The sequence below is a fragment of the Anaerocolumna sp. AGMB13025 genome (assembly GCF_029689925.1).
Classification (GTDB): Bacteria; Bacillota; Clostridia; order Lachnospirales; family Lachnospiraceae; genus Anaerocolumna.
Map to the genome: position 1 here is coordinate 712,390 of NZ_CP121445.1, position 17,598 is coordinate 729,987.

15 protein-coding genes are annotated in these 17,598 nt (G+C 38.9%); 11 read left to right on the plus strand and 4 right to left on the minus strand.

Features of this window, described 5'->3' with window-relative positions:
* The first annotated feature begins 242 nt into the window (after positions 1–242).
* The 4 genes from QA584_RS02995 (at position 243) to QA584_RS03010 (ending at position 4,886) form a co-directional block, all read left to right on the plus strand.
* Complete coding sequence (locus QA584_RS02995; protein ID WP_278273019.1) at positions 243–1,157, plus strand: ABC transporter permease; 915 nt, start codon at positions 243–245, stop codon at positions 1,155–1,157.
* A 190-nt stretch (positions 1,158–1,347) separates the two neighbouring features.
* Positions 1,348–2,244, plus strand: a complete 897-nt coding sequence (locus QA584_RS03000; protein WP_278273020.1) for a carbohydrate ABC transporter permease — start codon at positions 1,348–1,350, stop codon at positions 2,242–2,244.
* Positions 2,241–3,824 (plus strand): sulfatase family protein, encoded by a 1,584-nt coding sequence (locus QA584_RS03005; protein WP_278273021.1) that lies wholly within the window; start codon positions 2,241–2,243, stop codon positions 3,822–3,824. Before QA584_RS03000 ends, QA584_RS03005 begins: the two co-directional genes overlap by 4 nt.
* A 273-nt stretch (positions 3,825–4,097) precedes the next feature.
* The gene (locus QA584_RS03010; RefSeq protein WP_278273022.1) at positions 4,098–4,886 is read left to right on the plus strand and encodes a sulfite exporter TauE/SafE family protein; all 789 of its coding nucleotides are present in this window, start codon (positions 4,098–4,100) and stop codon (positions 4,884–4,886) included.
* A 139-nt stretch (positions 4,887–5,025) separates the two neighbouring features.
* On the opposite strand, the gene QA584_RS03015 is transcribed toward QA584_RS03010, so the two are convergent.
* Complete coding sequence (locus tag QA584_RS03015; protein ID WP_278273023.1) at positions 5,026–5,598, minus strand: hypothetical protein; 573 nt, start codon at positions 5,596–5,598, stop codon at positions 5,026–5,028.
* Positions 5,599–5,962: 364 nt separating this feature from the next.
* On the opposite strand from QA584_RS03015, the gene QA584_RS03020 reads away from it, so the two are divergent.
* The 5 genes from QA584_RS03020 to QA584_RS03040 all read left to right on the plus strand — a co-directional run bounded on the left by QA584_RS03020 (position 5,963) and on the right by QA584_RS03040 (position 11,413).
* Complete coding sequence (locus QA584_RS03020; RefSeq protein WP_278273024.1) at positions 5,963–7,156, plus strand: sensor histidine kinase; 1,194 nt, start codon at positions 5,963–5,965, stop codon at positions 7,154–7,156.
* Complete coding sequence (locus QA584_RS03025) at positions 7,146–7,796, plus strand: response regulator (RefSeq protein ID WP_278273025.1); 651 nt, start codon at positions 7,146–7,148, stop codon at positions 7,794–7,796. Before QA584_RS03020 ends, QA584_RS03025 begins: the two co-directional genes overlap by 11 nt.
* Before the next feature lie 36 nt (positions 7,797–7,832).
* Positions 7,833–8,975: an ABC transporter permease gene (locus QA584_RS03030; RefSeq protein ID WP_278273026.1), complete on the plus strand. Its 1,143-nt coding sequence runs from the start codon at positions 7,833–7,835 to the stop codon at positions 8,973–8,975.
* Between the two features lie 2 nt (positions 8,976–8,977).
* Complete coding sequence (locus QA584_RS03035) at positions 8,978–9,634, plus strand: ABC transporter ATP-binding protein (protein ID WP_278273027.1); 657 nt, start codon at positions 8,978–8,980, stop codon at positions 9,632–9,634.
* A gap of 261 nt (positions 9,635–9,895) precedes the next feature.
* Positions 9,896–11,413: a serine hydrolase domain-containing protein gene (locus tag QA584_RS03040; RefSeq protein WP_278273028.1), complete on the plus strand. Its 1,518-nt coding sequence runs from the start codon at positions 9,896–9,898 to the stop codon at positions 11,411–11,413.
* A gap of 148 nt (positions 11,414–11,561) precedes the next feature.
* Here QA584_RS03040 and QA584_RS03045 read toward each other — a convergent pair whose 3' ends face one another.
* The 3 genes from QA584_RS03045 to QA584_RS03055 form a co-directional block, all read right to left on the minus strand.
* Positions 11,562–12,449: a hypothetical protein gene (locus QA584_RS03045; protein ID WP_278273029.1), complete on the minus strand. Its 888-nt coding sequence runs from the start codon at positions 12,447–12,449 to the stop codon at positions 11,562–11,564.
* Between the two features lie 91 nt (positions 12,450–12,540).
* On the minus strand, positions 12,541–13,935 hold the full coding sequence (locus QA584_RS03050) for a sensor histidine kinase (protein ID WP_278273030.1): 1,395 nt from the start codon (positions 13,933–13,935) through the stop codon (positions 12,541–12,543).
* A complete protein-coding gene (locus QA584_RS03055; protein ID WP_278273031.1) occupies positions 13,932–14,585 on the minus strand; it encodes a response regulator transcription factor in 654 nt (217 codons plus the stop codon). The genes QA584_RS03050 and QA584_RS03055 overlap by 4 nt, the downstream gene beginning before the upstream one ends.
* 752 nt (positions 14,586–15,337) lie before the next feature.
* Between QA584_RS03055 and QA584_RS03060 the strand changes: the two genes are divergently transcribed.
* Entirely contained in the window at positions 15,338–16,549 is a 1,212-nt protein-coding gene (locus tag QA584_RS03060) for an RtcB family protein (RefSeq protein WP_278273032.1), read from the plus strand.
* 344 nt (positions 16,550–16,893) lie between these two features.
* Positions 16,894–17,547, plus strand: a complete 654-nt coding sequence (locus tag QA584_RS03065) for a GDSL-type esterase/lipase family protein (protein ID WP_278273033.1) — start codon at positions 16,894–16,896, stop codon at positions 17,545–17,547.
* Positions 17,548–17,598: the final 51 nt, after the last annotated feature.

Consider the following 17,598-nt stretch of genomic DNA (forward strand, 5'->3'; position numbering starts at 1 on the left):
ACTTTGGTAACGAATCTATAACTGGAGCTGCTGCAAAAGATTCATCCAGATTACATACTTGCAGCAGCCCCAGTAATTTTTTAAACGACTTTAAGCTGAAAGAAAATATAGAAAAGAAAGGAAAGCCACTTATAGATTCTTTTGGCCGTTAATTTGTGGCAGGAGGCTGCAGAAATTTGCTTGTAGAATCCGGGGAAACCGGTCTATAACCGAATAATCTTGCGGCAGTCAAAGGTATTGCTATGTCGAAACGTAAATATATATGGAAGCAGATAAAAGCTTCAAAGGAATTATACCTTCTATTCGCATTTCCTCTGGCCTGGTATATCATCTTTAACTATGTACCCATATACGGAATCCAGATTGCTTTTAAACGATACATTCCAACCCTTGGAATTACAGGCAGTCCGTGGGTGGGTTTTAATTATTTCAAACAGTTTTTTAACTCTTATTATTGCGCTGAGGTTATCTGGAATACGATAAAACTCAGTTTATATACAATGGCAATAGGATTTCCGGCACCGATTCTGCTAGCGCTGTTGATTAATGAAATACGCAGCAAGAAGCTTAGTAAGACGGTACAGAATATTACCTATATGACCAACTTTTTATCCGTAGTTGTAATTGTAAGCATGCTTAATATATTTTCTGATCCGGCATATGGGCTGTTTAATAAAATCTTTGGAGTATTTGGAGCAGCACCGGTTGATTACATGGCAAAAGCCTCAGCCTTTAGCCCCCTGTATGTTTTTTCCAATGTATGGCAGTTCATGGGTTTTAATGCCATTATCTATATCGCGGCATTGGCGGCAATCGATCCCACCTATTATGAAGCCGCCTCGATCGATGGTGCCTCACGTTTTCAGAAAATTATACATATATCGATTCCCTGTATCATGACAACGATTATCATTATGTTTATATTAAGAATTGGAAATCTGATGACAGTGGGCTTTGAAAAAGTTTTACTAATGCAAAATAGTGTAAATACCTCGGCAAGTGAAATTATATCCACCTTTGTCTACAAAAATGGTATTCAAAAGGGGCAGTTTGGATATAGTACCGCAATCGGGCTAATCAATTCCGTTATTAATTTTATACTTCTCATCAGTGCGAATACGGTGAGCAGAAAAGTCACAAAAACCGGATTATGGTAACAGGACTAAGATAATCATCTTCTCTGTATTATCTTAAGCATCTATAGCTGCGGGCATCTATAACTGCGAGCAGCTATTCCAAAAAGAAGGAAAGATAGTTTTGAAAAAGAAAGGTGCCACGCTGTGATTCCTTATATTTTTATGATGTGGCAGTATCACAGACCGACCTGTGATACACATGGGTGAAAGAATGACAACTATAAAAAACTATAAAAAAACCAGAAATGAATTTGCCTTTAATATGGCGGTAAACACCTTAGGTATCCTCATTATCATAATTGTACTGGTGCCGTTGCTTTTTGTTCTGGCAGCATCCTTTTCGGATCCGGATCTGGTTTTAAAGGGCAAAGTCTTACTGATTCCAAAAGGGTTTACCCTAAAAGCCTATCATATGGTCTTTGAGAATTCAGATATCTGGAGAGGATATTTAAACACAATTATCTATACAGTAACAGGAACTTCCATTAGTTTAGTATTAACCATTCTGGCGGCATATCCGCTTTCCAGAAGCCAGTTATTTGGAAGAAAATACTTACTCCTGATTCTTTTATTTACTATGTATTTTAACGGCGGTATGGTTCCGACCTATCTCCTGGTCAGAAACCTGGGACTTTATAATTCTATATGGGCGATTGTATTACCGGCAGCAGTATCTACCTATAACTTAATTGTTGCCAAGACCTTCTTTGAAACCAGCATTCCAAAGGAACTGTATGAATCTGCTTTACTGGACGGCTGCGGTAATATCAGAATGTTAACGAAAATCGTTCTGCCCCTTGCCAAATCAATTATTGCAATTTTGGTATTATACTATGCGGTGGATATGTGGAATTCCTATTTCAGTGCTTTAATATATCTGAATGATGACAAGAAATATCCCCTTCAGATTATCCTGAGAAATATATTGCTGATTGGTCAGACCGAGCAGTTTGGGACAAATGATGTTGGTATGGCGGAAAAAATTAAAATGGCGGAAGCTTTAAAATATTCGGTCATTGTGGTTTCCAGTATTCCCATGATTATATTGTATCAGTTTGTACAGAAGCATTTTGTGAAAGGTGTTATGATAGGAGCGATAAAAGGATGAAACATACAAACCATGACAATAAACCCAACATTATCATTATTATGACCGACCAACAAAGAGCGGACTTAAGACAAAGCTGCGGCTGTCCTCTTAATACCATGCCTTTTCTGGATGAATGGGCAAAAGGCGGAGTGGACTTTGAGCGGGCATATACCCCAAATCCGACCTGTATGCCGGCAAGAGTGAGTATGTTTACCGGCCGGTATTCACAAACTCACCATGTAAGAACCAACCATAACAGAGAAGATGCCTTTTATACGGAGGATCTTCTTGATGTCCTGAAGAAAAACGGATACCAAACCGCACTCTGCGGAAAAAATCATTCCCATCATGATTATGAGGAATTTGATTATTATAAAAAGACAGAACATTTAGGGCTCTCAGAAAAAAATATGTCCAAGGAGGAACGGGTCTTTTCAGACTTTTTAAATCAGACCAATTTCGTAGACAGCAGGACACCTGCTCCGGGAGGTGTAACGGTTCAGCATCCCTATCGGAATGTATCGGACGCCCTGGAATTTATGGATGGCGTCGGGAATAAAGCTCCGTTTTTCGCCTGGATTTCAATGGCAGAACCCCACAACCCCTATCAGGTGCCAAAGCCATATTTTGATATGTTTCCGCCGGAGAAGCTGCCGGTGTGTATCAGTGGAAAAGAAGCGGGGGACGCTCATAAGGGAGAACGTTTCCTGCGTCTTAGCAAGGTATGGGAACAGGTATACGGACCGGAGGCAAAGGAGCATATGGATCGCTCCAGGTCAAATTATTATGGTATGCTGCGGCTGATTGATGACCAGCTAAGACGGTTAATGGAAGGATTGCAGGAGCGAAACCTTGAGGAGAATACCATCGTAATTTATCTGTCCGATCACGGTGATTTTGTGGGAGAGTATGGTTTGATGCGAAAGGGCACGGATTTATCGGAGCTATTAACCCACATTCCAATGATATTTAAAGGTCCCGGAATTGCTGCTGGGGGTAAAGAAACCCAGGCCTTTGCCAATATAGTCGATATACTGCCCACGATCTGTGACATAATCGGAGAAGAGATTCCGGTTGGAGTTCAGGGTAAGAGCCTGCTGCCGGTATTAAGACAGGAGAAGGGGTATGAGGCAGAGTTTAACAGAGCATACTCCGAAAGCGGTTACGGCGGCTTGTATTGGGAGGATAAGGATCAGCTGGATTATAGAACAGAAGGTGCTACCGTTGACATGACAGGCTTTGATTGTTTAAATACCTGGACTCAGTGCGGACAGATCAGAGGGCTTCGTATGGATCATTACCGTATTCAGGTTGATATGATGGGAGAAGGGTTTTTATATGATCTGTCAAAAGATCCAATGGAACTGCATAATTTATGGGAGGATAAAGAATATTCCAGCGTGAAAGCAGCCATGATGCAGGAATTATTATCTGCCATGATGCAAAATACCGATGTGCTGCCGGTGCCTCATTACCGCTATCGTATGAAGATACATCCCAAAGGATATTGGCATCAGGACTATATTGCACCGGATTCTGGTGTCAATCCGTCAGGTACTGTGAAAGCAATATATTCGAATAGAAAATATTATAAATAGTATTTAAAAAATATTATAAATTAGTATTATGATGTCGGGGTCAAAAGGTCATTTCGCAAATGGCTCTTTGTAAAATTGCACAATAAAAGTATATCAAAAACTTCTTTTGGAGCATACAAATGCTATTTTTTTGTGTATATTTAACATAGAAATTCTTAATTTTTATCTTTTGATCCCGACATCGTATTAGAATCAAATACTATAAATAAGTATATAACCCTGACAGACGAATAATCAGACAGGCACAGTAAAGTGAAAGAATCGGGGGGACTTATGTTAAATGGTATAATAATATTGGCAGTCAGCTTTTTAGCATCTGTGGCCGGGGCAATCTGTGGGATAGGCGGCGGAATCATCATAAAGCCGGTATTGGATTCCCTTGGAATTATGAATGTGGATACCGTCAGCTTTCTGTCGGGCTGCACCGTAATGAGCATGTCCGGTTACTCGGTCATAAGTGCAGCCTGTAGAGGAGAACTTAAGGTACGGTTGAAAACCGGAGCGATGGTATCAGCTGGTGCCGCTGCCGGAGGCATCCTTGGCAGAGTGCTGTTTCATCTGCTAAGAGAGGGCTTGCAAAACCCGGATTATATTGGTTCCATTCAGGCAATCTGCTTATTTTGGCTGACGGCAGCAATGCTTTTATATTCAAAGAACAAACAGAAAATAAAAACCTGGCATATATCGAATTCCCTCATAAGTATAGCGGCTGGTTTGCTGCTGGGAGTTATCTCCTCTTTTCTCGGAATTGGAGGGGGACCGTTTAATCTGGTGCTTTTATCATTTTTGTTCTCCATGGGAATAAAAGAAGCAGCTCAGAATTCCCTGTTCATTATTTTTTTTGCCCAAATCTCTAGTATACTGCTTACCTTAACCGAGGGCACGGCACCGACCCCACCTTTAAGCATACTTGGAGGTATGGCCCTGGCAGGGATTGCAGGTGCAATACTTGGCAGGCGGCTGAATGCAAAAATTAAGGATGAGACTGTTGATCAACTATTTCAAGGTTTGAATCTGGTTATATTAGTGATATGTATGTATAATTTCGGTAAATATTTTTAGAAGAAATAAATAAAAAAACTGGCTCTGGGAGATAAATCTTAGAGCCAGTTTTTTATGGTATCATGGATGTGACAGCGCATCAGCACTAGAGTCTGATGAGCCAGAATCTTTATTTTGTTTTGAATGAAAGGTTGCAATATTATTTACTATAAACAGTACCTGTATAAGTCGTAAATATCCTTACCTCCAGATAATTTCCTACAGCGATGGGAGCAGAACAAGCGGCATAGTTTAAATTAAGAAGCCCGCTATAGGTTCCGTCATTATAGTAATAGGAGGCAGGTACATAGGATCTGGGGGAATTCATATAATCAGAAAACTGTGCAGGGGTGATGGTGAAGGTGTAAGACTGATCATACGATACGGTTTTTGATTGGTCAGGTGCATAAACAGTGCCGGAGTAGGTTGTATATATGTCCACCTTTAGGTAATTCCCAACAGAGATGGGTGCGGAACAAGCAGCATAAGTAAGACTTAGCGTTCCCTTGTAGGTGCCGTCATTGTAATAATAGGTTGCAGGTACATGTGAAGCGGCGGAATACATATAATCCGGGAATTGTGAGGGAGTAATTGTAAAACTATAAGTCTGGTCATAAGATACGGTTTTTTGCCTGTCACCTGCAAAAGCAGTGATACTCATACCATTTAATACAAGCACTGCCATTACCATAAAACATACTGCTAGTTTTGAAAATTTAATTCTTGAATTCATCTTCGATCCCCTTTCTTCTTTGTATGGCTTTTTTATAAGGTTGAATTGATATTTTATTAGTAAACTAGCTTGGTAATCTAATTTTAGCATCGGCTTGTGTAAATGTCAATATTTAACAATTCATGATTTTCGGATAGTTTGTTATAGTACAATCCGAATAAGGAATGATTTATATTCGTAAATTGCTTATACCATGGAAGCTGATATATGCTATACCGGACAATAGGGAAATTGGAATCTATAAAAACTTACTGTAGTTAGTTTAAGTTATGGAAAATATTACAAATACATGTTATAATTTCCCATGAAAGCATGAACCTGTTAGTTTAGTAAAACGGGACTATCCCTCTGAAAGGAGCATAGGTTGGATTATAATTCAGAACTACTGGTAAAAAAAATTATATGGCTTTTTACTGTTTTACTTAGCTTGTTTATTATATTGCTGCGTATCTACAATCCATGGAATTTAGTCCTTATTTCAGGCTTTCTTTTATTGTCGTTTACAATTCGGGGAATGAAATATCCTTTGGTGTTCAGATTTTATAAGCTAATCGCTTTTTTGGAAGTAATTCTAATTATGGGACTACAGATGAATGATCAAAGTGGGTATTCCCGTGTGTACTGTTATATACTAATTGCCGATGGAGCAATCAGTTATTCTTATGTCTTTAATGCCTGTATTGCAGTATTATGTATCATTACCAACTTTATTTATTTAGGTATTAGTTATGGTAACCTGTATACAAAAAGTTTTTATAACCGGGCAGCAGGGGATTCTTTCATGCTTATAGTATTCCTATCCATTATGTGTCTGGTAAAGTATGAAATAGGTCAGCGAAAAAAAATCAGCAAGATGATGCAGGAGCTGAAAATAAAATCCAAACAACTGGAGGATACCAATTTAAAATTGTGTGATAATGCAACTAATCTAGAAGAAATCACCATATTAAAAGAGCGGAACAGAATTGCCAGAGAGATACATGATACGTTTGGACATACACTTACTTCGGTCTTAATGGAACTAGAGGCAGGTGAGCGGCTGTTAAGGCTTGAAAAAGAAGCAGCCGCAGAGAAAATCGGACTTGCTAAAGGGCAGGTTCGAAAAGGGTTAACGGATATAAGAGAGTCGGTTGGTATACTCAACAGGGGTAAAGCCGTAGTTGACTTTACCGCCTCTTTAAAACTGCTGTTGGAGGAAACTAAAAATTATGGGGGAATTCATATCCGGTATGAAATTAAGGAGCTGCCGCCCTTAACCGAAACTCAGGAAAAAGCTCTCTTTCGGGCATTACAGGAAGGCTTGACTAATGGTATAAAGCACGGTAGTAGCAGTGCATTTATCTTTCTATTAAACTATGATGGGAATAAAGTAACGTTTCATTTACAAGATAATGGAACCGGATGTGAAAAAATTGTATACGGTTTTGGTTTATCGGCTATGGAGCAAAGAATACGGGAAACAGGAGGGAAACTCTGTGTTACTTCTGCCTTGCAGGAGGGATTCTGTATAGATATAACCCTCCCCTTAAGAAAGGAGGAGAGTCTGGATGAAGATTAAAATAATCCTGGCAGATGACCAGGCGTTAATCAGGGATGGTTTGAAAACAATACTTAATTTAGAGGAGGACTTAGAGGTCATAGCAACCGCTGAAAATGGAAGGGAAGCCTTTGAACTTGCCGGAAAACTTGTACCAGATATTCTTCTGCTGGATATAAGAATGCCGGAAATGGACGGGGTTGAATGTATAAGAAAGTTAAGGAATATCAACACGGTTACCAAAGTTATTATGCTGACTACCTTTAATGAGGATGATTATATTCTAAATGCTATTGCAGCAGGAGCAAAGGGATATCTGCTAAAGGACATGGAAGTCTCAGAACTGATTGAGGCAATTCATGATGCAGCAAAAGAAAAACTGGTAATGCCTTCTAAGGTAGTAACAAAGCTGGCAGAAAGCCTCTTAAAAGTAGTAGAGGGAAAAAACAAAGGACTTAGCACCGACAGTTTCGGCTTTTCCGACAGGGAAAAGGAAATTGCAAAAATGTTGTCACAAGGTTTTCATAACAGGCAGATAGCAGCGTTTCTCTATATTTCAGAAGGAACCGTACGCAATTATATCAGTAGTATCTATTATAAAATCGGAGTGAATGACAGGACACAGGCAGTCTTATTTTTAAGAGATTATTTTACGGAATAGATAACCCTGTGAGGAAACCTGTAAAAAGGAGATTGTATGAAACCCCTTTCCGCTTTAAAACAATCCATAAATAATAAAAGAAAGTTTTTAATCATGTTCCTTCCTGTATTGCTAAGCATAATAATCGTCTATCTGATACAGATGTTCCTTTCTTCGGAATTTCGTTTGGTTGAAAGAACCTATGTAAAACCCCAGGACTATTACTTTAGTATAGCAGCCAAAACAAAAGTAATCGATAATACAATAATAAACAGTATTATGAACCAAAAAGAGGATTATGAAAGAGTATTTCCTTGGGTAGCCCATTACACATATTTTGATGGTCTGATTGAAAAAAATATAGGCAGTAAGGTATTTACCGTAAAAAATGAGGATATGAAGTGGCTTATCAGAAAAATGAAACTGAAACTGATTGCAGGCCGTCTGCCGGCGGCTGGAACCAATGAAATTATTTTACATAAAACAATAGCCAGAAATAAGAAGCTTAAGATAGGAGATTCTATTGGAAGCAGCTTGAAGAAGGAGGAAACCATAGAAGGTAAAAAGGTGATTGTAGGTCTGCTGGATGGGGAATGTATTGTATCCTTTGATTCCCTGGAATATTGGATGAAACAGTACCAGGTGGAATATGACGATTACAGTACCGGGATTATTATAGCCCCCAAAACAGACAAAAGAAAAGATATGGAACAATTCCTCGAACAAATAGATTCCCAGGGATTAGATGTAAGAACCTATGGCAGCATATCCCGTCAGAAACAAAAAGATGCCAGTAATATAACGATTATTATGACGGTAATTAATTTAATGATTCTGATTATGATAACGGTATGTTCGGGCTTTATAAGCTATATAAATGTCCTTCACCGCAGAAGTGAATTCGGAATTCTAAGTGCCATCGGTTATACTGCAGAGGAAATAATGAATCGTTTGAGCCGGGAAATATTTCTGGTGAATCTGGCTGCCCTGGGGTTTGGGATTATGATTTCTGTTTTATTTGGAGGGGTTCTAAACGTATTGTTCTTTACTCAAAAAGGAATACCTTTGATTCTGGCAGAACCGGATTTCATGGTTCAGGCAGCCTGTATACCGGTTTTTGTTTGTATTTTCTCCTTAGTACCGGCCTGGAATACATTACATAAATTAGATCCGGTAAGTATTATCGAAGGGCTGGTGTAACAATGCAGATAACAGGAAGAGGATTAAATCTTATTTATGACTTAAATCAAGAAGAATGTACCTATGGATTTAAAGATATTACCATCTGCTTGAATCCTCACGAAATGGTGGGAATTATGGGACCCTCGGGCTGTGGGAAAAGTTCCCTGCTGTATGTGCTTTCCGGTATGAAAAAGCCGACAAGCGGAACAGTATATTATAATGATATTGATACTAAGGATTATTCCATCAGTGAAATGGCCAGTATTAGAAAAGCTAAATTCGGGCTGATATTCCAGAAACATTTTCTGATTGAATATCTTTCGGTTCTGGATAATGTTCTTGCTCCAGTTAATTCACAGAGAAAAGAAGAGGTGGAAAAAGCCATGGAGATATTGGAAGCCTTGAAGATCAGCCATTTGGCTAAACGCAGGCCAGGGCAGATATCTTGTGGACAAAGACAAAGAGCTGCCATAGCAAGAGCCCTTATCAATAATCCGGAGGTAATTTTTGCAGATGAGCCTACAGCTTCTCTGGATCATGATAATGGATCTGAGGTAATCAATATACTGAATAAATTCAAGGATAGAGCAGCCCTTGTAATAGCAACTCATGACAAGACAATGCTAAAACAGGCAGATCGGATTATAGATCTATGGGATGGCAGGACGGTTAAATAACAGGATAGTTGAATAACCTGATTGTTGAATAACAGTATAGTTGAATTACAGTATTGTTAAAAAGCAGGATAGTTAACAGCAAAAAATCAAGAAACAGGCGGAATGTCATATGACACCCGTCATAAATTATATTACAGATATTATGATACAAAACACTGATAAAATTAGTGCATTTTTGGTATATTTTAATCACCGGAGAACTACGATAATTAACCGTTGCGGCTAAATTTCATAGTTCAAATAATTTAGGAGGGTTATGATATGCATACTAATGTAATAAAAAAAGCAGCTAGTATCATTCTAATGTTTTGTATTGTCTGTTTAAGCAGTTTGTTCGTAAGTGCCGCAGAAAAGGAAACCGGTGGAGAATTTAGTAAAATTGATTCCTTTATCGAAAAAGAGATGAAGGACTGCCGTATTCCGGGATTGTCTCTTGGAATTGTAAAGGAAAATAAAATTATCTATCAGAAAGGTTATGGAGTAGCAGACCCGACAGGACGAAGCGTAACTCCGGAGACCCCTTTTTTGATTGCTTCCTTAAGCAAATCCTTTACGGCTATGGCTATTCTTAAGCTGGCAGAGGAAAAGAAATTAGAACTTGATAAACCGGTCCAGGCGTACATACCTGGGTTTCAATTGGCAGATTCAAAGGCAGCTTCTGAAATTACAATCCGTGAACTGCTAAACCATACAAGCGGGATCAGAGAAAAAGATGAATATGCCGTGGAAAATTTAAGGGATGACGGGGTGTCACTGGAGGAACAGATTAAAAGAATGAGACATATAAAGCCCGGTCCAAAAGTCTTTCAGTATGGGAACCTGAATTATAATATTTTAGGTAAAGTCATAGAAAATGTAACTGGTTTACCTTATGGCGACTATATCAATGAAATTATTATTAAGCCACTTGATATGAATCACAGTTATGTGTCACGGGATAAAGCGAAGGAAAATGGATTGGCAGCCGGCTACCGGTCATTATTTGGATTTCCCGTACCGGTGGAATTACCTTACCGAACCTGTAACCTTGCCTCTGCCGGAATGATATCCTGCGCAGCAGATATTTCAAATTATATGCTGGCATTGTTAAATAAAGGCAGTTACCAGAACAGGCAAATCCTTTCAGAGAGCAGTATCCGCAGTTTAATGACACCTTCATCTAACGTATCGAACCATGTTTCTTATGGGTTTGGGTGGTATGTCACCTCAGGCAGTGTTTATCATGGAGGCGAGTTCATGAATTATCAGTCAAAAGTCAAACTGCTGCCGGAGGATTCAATTGGAGTTGTTATTCTGTATAATACCTCTAGTGCTATTTATACGACTCTTTTTAAATCCGGTTATAGAGACCGCATTGAGAGCGGAATTATTAGCATCCTATATGGTTATGAACCGGATACAGTCCAACCTGGCACTAAAATCTTTGATTTGAACCACTATCCTATGGGTGTTACTTATACCGTATATATCGGATTATATCTGCTTCTTGGCCTGGTGCTTATTATGTCTGCGTTTAAGTTGAAAAATTTTAAGAATGGACGGATGAAAGATCACAGATTTATTTTATTTCAATTAACGATTGCTGTCATTGTGCAGATACTTCTGCCGGTGTCCGTTTTATTTTTGATTCCCTGGAGAACTGGTACACCATGGACATTTATCTTATATTATGTTCCTGATCTGGGGTATTTTATCTTATCGAGTGCTGTTATTGAGATAGGGATTGGAATGGTTACCGTATATTTACTTGTGAAGGCAAAGATGTCTGCTTTATTATAGTGAGGCTGTTGTAAAATTCTGATGTAAATAACTGTTGCGAGAATGCATATTTATTTGTATGAACTTGGTACAAAATTCATATAAAAGTAATACGCATTCTAAGTCCAAAATCAGGAATTTACCAGTTTACAACAGCCTCCGTATATTATTAATTGTCTATTATTAAAGTATTAGAAGCCCCGTCTCCATTGGAAGAGGGCGTTGATTGCTTTTTAGCATCCTTATCCTTGACTTTCTTTTCAATTTTTTCCATGGTTTTCAGTGTATACTGATATTGTGCATTATAGCTGATTGCAAGCAAAGCCTTGTCATATCTTGAGAAAGTCATCGAGGCGACCTCACCGTTTTCACCTTTAATATTGAAGGTGATATCTGGGTCGTTATTCTTGTAGCCCTGACAGTTGTATTCAACCGATGCAACAGCTCCGTGAACGACATTTAGTTTCTCGGCTGTTTTCTTTGCAAGTTTTGCATATTCCTGTGGGTTTTTGGCAAGAGCTGCGTCATAAGCTACAGAAACTTTTTTATCCAATGTTCTGCTGCGGATTACAGAGAACAAATCACCTGTTACAGAGTCGACTTCAAACCAGTAACTGAGCTCACCGTTAATCAGGACATTAGCATCCCATGTTGAACGGGGGATATCTTCCGTTGCCGTATGATAACCCATTTCAATTACCTTCCCCTCCAAACTTTGTTCATATACGCTCCACAGAGCTTGTGCTCCAATCTCGGCAGCATTCTTTTTGTCCATGTCCTTACTTGTGGGAGTCTGGTTGCGGTAATACTCAAGATCAATGTCACCGACTGTATAGTTTGCTTTTTTGTAACCTTCCGGCAAACTGTTCTCCGCCGTATTGGTTGGCTGTTTCACATAACTTACGTAGCTTGTGGGAACCGTATTTGTCTTATTATAAACTGTTGCTGCGGCTGCCTGTGTAAGTCCCTGGAACATCAATGTGCTGGCTCCGATAATCATAGCGGCGGCTAAAACGGATTTTTTAGCATATTTACCTTCTAATCTGTTTGTGTTCATGTCAATCGCTCCTTTATTGTTTTATAGTTTATTTGTGATCACAGGAACCAGTATATAGGGTCTGAATTATAGAATCATTATCAAGTTATTATTAAGTTGTAAAAGTTATTTTTACGGTTGTCCCTTCACCGGGACGGCTTAAAAAGCTCAGTTGTGCCTTGTGGCTTGAAGCAATCTGCTTGCAGAGAGCAAGTCCTAATCCGGCACCGCCGTCGTTTCTGTTCCGTGATTTTTCTCCCCGGTAGAAGGGTTCCGTGATTTGCGAAAGGATTTCGGGTGTCATACCTTTTCCGTTGTCCCGGACACAGATTATTTTCCTTTCCGCTTCCATAATCGCACTTACAACAATATTACCACCCTTTCCGCATGCCTTTGCCGCGTTGTCAATGAGATTAATTAACAGGCTTTCCATCAGATAGGAATCTCCGCGGATTGATTCAATTTCACAACGGAATTCTATTTGTATCTCGTTATTAGCAAGCTTACCAGTCAGTGTCTGAAGGACTGCTTCAAAGAGATTGGACACCTTTAGTTCCTCACAGGTAATCTGATTGTTCTGCAAATTTGCCAGTTCCAGCAATTGATATGCTACCATTTGCAGCCGATGGCTTTCGGACATGATGTAATTGAGTGCCGAAAGTCGGTCATCCTCAGACAGTACGGCTTTTTGCAGGTATTCTGCATATCCATAGATTGCTGTCAGTGGTGTGCGGAGCTCGTGAGCGAAATTATCGACGAACTGCTGCTTTTTCGCTGCGGCGTCTTTTAGCTCCGTCATCTGGTGCTGGATTTCCGCTGCCATGTGATTGAAGCTCTGGGACATTTCGGTAAGCTCATCATGGCCGGATACCGGAAGTCTGGTTTGATATGCTCCCTCCGCGATATCCTTGGAGGTTCTGGAAATCTGCTTAAGAGGTCTGAATATCCGGTTTAGCACGAGAAGAAGACCGAAAGCGAACAGAACCGAGAGCACAAATCCCGTGAAGAATAGTATATTTTTCAGGTGTCTCCATGAGTTTATGGCTTCCGTTGTATCATATAGATAAACCAGCGTGTAGGAAGCATAGGGAGCAGGAAGTTTTCCCGAAACGATTACATAAGTTCTATCATCAACTTTTTGTATGGTTGCCAGTCGGCTTCCGTCCACTGGAGGCTCCAGGGAATTGTCTTTAAGCACGGCTATGTCTTTGCTGGAATAGATAAGTTGATTATTTTTGTAAAATGCAAGCCCCGCCGTATTATCCCCGGACAGGAAGCTGTAAGGCTGGAGCAGTGAATTTAAAGATCCGTCTATGTCGGTTCCACGCCCTTGTACGGCTTGAAAATCCTTTATCAGAGCGGACGCTATAAAATAGTGTTCGTTCAGACTCCGATCTTCCGCACGGTTTATCATATCCCTGAACATTGCCACAGAAACAATTAAGATTCCAAGGTTAAAAAAGAAGAGAAAAAGAGTCAAAGTTGTTAAAAAAGTCCTCTGCTTCATCGGCCTGCCTCCAGACGGTAACCCAGCTTGTATACGGTTTTTATCCGATCTTCCCAACCCAGCTTTTTTCGTAGCTTTTGTATATGTACGTCCACAGTCCTGGTGTCGCCTTCAAAATCGTAACCCCAAACCAGCTCCAGCAGTTTTTCTCTTGAGAGCGCAATGTTGCGGTTATTCACAAGAACCTCCAGCAACTCATATTCCTTTGGGGTACATTCGACCAGTTGCCCGTTATGGAATACCTGATGGCTGCTAAAATCAATTTTTACGTTTCCTGTTTCAAAACGACTTGCTGTCTTCTGAGTCCGCCTTAAGACTGCTTCCACCCGGGCCAACAGTTCCAGCATTTCAAAAGGTTTGGTCAGATAATCATCCGCTCCCATTGAAAAGCCCTTAATACGATCTTGTAAGCTATTACGTGCGGTCAGAAAGATTGTGGGTGTTTCATTCGCTTTTTTGAAAACCTCAAACCCGTCAAGTCCCGGAAGCATGATATCTAAAATCATCAGGTCATAGGTATGGCATTGCATATCGGAAAGGGCAATCTTCCCATCAAAAACCGAGGTACAGCAATGCCCTACAAGCTGTAGATTTCTTTTAACAAGCTCATTGATTGATATTTCATCTTCAACAATTAAAATAGATGCCAATTAATCACCTCCTCATAACAACTATATTATCAATGTTTTGTTATGAAGTTGTAAAGGATTTTTTTCTTAACAAAGAATTTAAAACACTGGGAAAAGAAGCCGAATATTTGATTTATCTGAGAACTGATATGATAATTGAGGAATATCCTACGGTTTACCAGACTGTTATAGTCGAATTAAGTTCCTTGTAATAAGTCCTGGAGTTTTTAAAATATTGCCGGATTATCCTAATGCTACAACGAGAATAACTTCAATCCTACTTTACACTTTATAAAGGACATGCTATACTTAGTTACAGTAAATGCACATTTAAAGAAAGGAGACATTGCTATGAAATCATTCAACATAAAACCAGTTATAAATCTTACACATGACCGTTTACAACAAAGTCAAAGTAAACATAATAACATAATAGGCTATTGTTATAACCATACTCGGATTTCATGCAGTGAATTCTGAGTTAAAGTTATAGATGATTTAGCGATAGCGTATGTTAAGTGCTATCGGCTTACCTTATATAAAAAACATTTATAGAGCCGATTATATGTGATTTTATTTGAATCATATCATAATTGGCTCTATTTTTGATTAAATGGCATTTACGTGAAATCATTTAACTTAAACTATAATACACTGAAATTACAATACTTAAATTAACAATACTTAAATTAGCAATACTTAGACTACTAAAATATTTAGCAGGAAATATAGACGATTCATAAGTAAAACACGAAAATTTATCGGAGGAAATAATGCAGATTATAACAGGAAAATATAATAACGCAAAGGTTTTTACAGAAGTTGTGGAGGAAACCGCAATGGAGCAGATTAAGACCCTTTGCAATCAGGAATATGTAAAAGATTCAAAAATCAGAATAATGCCGGATGTTCATGCCGGTGCAGGCTGTACCATTGGGACAACCATGACCATTAAAGACTGTATTGTGCCTAATCTTGTTGGAGTGGACATCGGCTGTGGTATGGAAACCATTCAGATTAAGAATAAGCATATTGAATTACAGAAGCTGGATAAGCTTATCTATGAAAAGATTCCGTCTGGCTATCATATCAGAGAGTCGGTTCATCGGTATAACGAGGAAATCGATTTGAACCAGCTGCGGTGTAAAACAGAAGGAAAGATTAATCTGGACAGGGCAGTTAAGTCTCTTGGTACTCTTGGAGGAGGCAATCATTTTATTGAAGCAAATAAGGATGAAGAAGGTAATATCTATCTTGTGATTCATTCCGGTTCCAGGCATCTGGGATTAGAAGTAGCAAACTTTTATCAGGAACAGGCGTATAAATCCTTAAACGGCAATACCCCAGAGGATATGAAACAATTGATAACAGAATATAAGGCAGCAGGCAGAGAACAGGAGATACAAACAGCACTGGAAACCCTGAAAGCACAAATAAAAACAGAGATTCCCAAAGCACTGGCTTATGTATCGGGACCGTTGATGGAAGACTACCTCCACGATATGAAGCTTATCCAAAGATTTGCCCTGCTTAACCGAAAGGCAATGATGGATGAGATAATCAAAGGGTTAAAACTCAAGGTAGTGGAGGTATTTACCACCATTCATAATTATATTGATACAGAACAGATGATTTTAAGAAAAGGGGCGGTTTCTGCTAAGTCAGGAGAAAAACTGTTGATTCCCATCAATATGAGGGATGGTTCCTTAATTTGTATGGGGAAGGGAAATGAGGACTGGAATTGCTCTGCACCCCATGGTGCAGGAAGACTGATGTCACGTACAATGGCAAAGAATTCATTTACCGTATCCGAATTTAAAAAGCAGATGACTGGAATCTATACCACTTCCGTAGGTGCCGATACCTTGGACGAGTGTCCTATGGCTTATAAAGGTATGGAGGATATTGTGAACAACATAAATGACACTGCGGAGATTGTTAAGATTATTAAACCTATTTATAACTTTAAGGCTGGGGAGGAATAAGAAAGGCGTAAATACCTGGATTTCCATATACTGTACTAGGGTGATGTTCCTTACTAATAATTGACATATTCAGACTATTTGGTAAAATAATTGGTATCAGCTATTTTAATTGAAACGCATAGATTGAAATTGCACAGATTGAAATTGCACAGATTGAAATTGCACAGATTGAAATTGCACAGATTGAAATTGTACAGATTGAAATTGTACAGTTTTTAAGAGAAAAATCCTAGCTCCACAGGTTACAAATATATAGGTTTATAATATACATAAAATACACATATTAAATTGCATATGAATAAAATACATAAAAGTATAATAAACAGAGAGAGGATAATATAGCTATGAGTGAGTCGGTTCCGTCCATTGATAAAGAAACACAGGAGAAATTAAAGAGGTACAAAATATTAAACCAATACGTAAAAACCGGACAAGTCCTTTTTACGGGCTCTTCCCTGATGGAGCAATTTCCAATTTATGAATTTCTACAGGATTATGATATCAAAGAAACCATATATAACCGCGGAGTGGGGGGCTTTACAACTGCTCTGATGTCTGAATATATGGATATTATGGTCTATGAACTAAAGCCTTCTAAAATATTTCTCAATATCGGTACCAATGATTTAAACGCACCGGATTATACCAAAGAAGCATTAATGGAGCGCTGTGAATGGATTGTGAGACAGATACAAAAACATTTACCAGAATGTAAAATCTACTACATGGCTTATTATCCGATAAATGGTGAATATGATTTTGGAGACGAGAATATGAAACAGGCTCTTAAAGTCCGTACCAATGACAGAATCAGGGAAGCAAATGCCGGGCTGGAGCAGTTGGCTGCCAGAAATAACATAAAATTCATAAATGTAAATAAGAATCTTTCTGACAATGCCGGAAATTTAAAGCAGGAGTATTCCATTGAAGGCATGCATATATATCCCAACGGATACCAGGCGATTTTAGAGGATATTATGAAGTATGTAAGAGAATAAGGTGAAAAGAAAAAGAGTGTAAGTGAGTGTAAAAGAATGTAAAACAGAGCA

Bases quoted from the DNA above. Each gene is read 5' to 3' on its own strand.
- QA584_RS02995 (WP_278273019.1), top strand. From the start codon at position 243: ATGTCGAAACGTAAATATATATGGAAGCAGATAAAAGCTTCAAAGGAA.
- QA584_RS03000 (WP_278273020.1), top strand. From the start codon at position 1,348: ATGACAACTATAAAAAACTATAAAAAAACCAGAAATGAATTTGCCTTT.
- QA584_RS03005 (WP_278273021.1), top strand. From the start codon at position 2,241: ATGAAACATACAAACCATGACAATAAACCCAACATTATCATTATTATG.
- QA584_RS03010 (WP_278273022.1), top strand. From the start codon at position 4,098: ATGTTAAATGGTATAATAATATTGGCAGTCAGCTTTTTAGCATCTGTG.
- QA584_RS03015 (WP_278273023.1), bottom strand. From the start codon at position 5,598: ATGAATTCAAGAATTAAATTTTCAAAACTAGCAGTATGTTTTATGGTA.
- QA584_RS03025 (WP_278273025.1), top strand. From the start codon at position 7,146: ATGAAGATTAAAATAATCCTGGCAGATGACCAGGCGTTAATCAGGGAT.
- QA584_RS03030 (WP_278273026.1), top strand. From the start codon at position 7,833: ATGAAACCCCTTTCCGCTTTAAAACAATCCATAAATAATAAAAGAAAG.
- QA584_RS03035 (WP_278273027.1), top strand. From the start codon at position 8,978: ATGCAGATAACAGGAAGAGGATTAAATCTTATTTATGACTTAAATCAA.
- QA584_RS03040 (WP_278273028.1), top strand. From the start codon at position 9,896: ATGCATACTAATGTAATAAAAAAAGCAGCTAGTATCATTCTAATGTTT.
- QA584_RS03045 (WP_278273029.1), bottom strand. From the start codon at position 12,449: ATGAACACAAACAGATTAGAAGGTAAATATGCTAAAAAATCCGTTTTA.
- QA584_RS03050 (WP_278273030.1), bottom strand. From the start codon at position 13,935: ATGAAGCAGAGGACTTTTTTAACAACTTTGACTCTTTTTCTCTTCTTT.
- QA584_RS03060 (WP_278273032.1), top strand. From the start codon at position 15,338: ATGCAGATTATAACAGGAAAATATAATAACGCAAAGGTTTTTACAGAA.
- QA584_RS03065 (WP_278273033.1), top strand. From the start codon at position 16,894: ATGAGTGAGTCGGTTCCGTCCATTGATAAAGAAACACAGGAGAAATTA.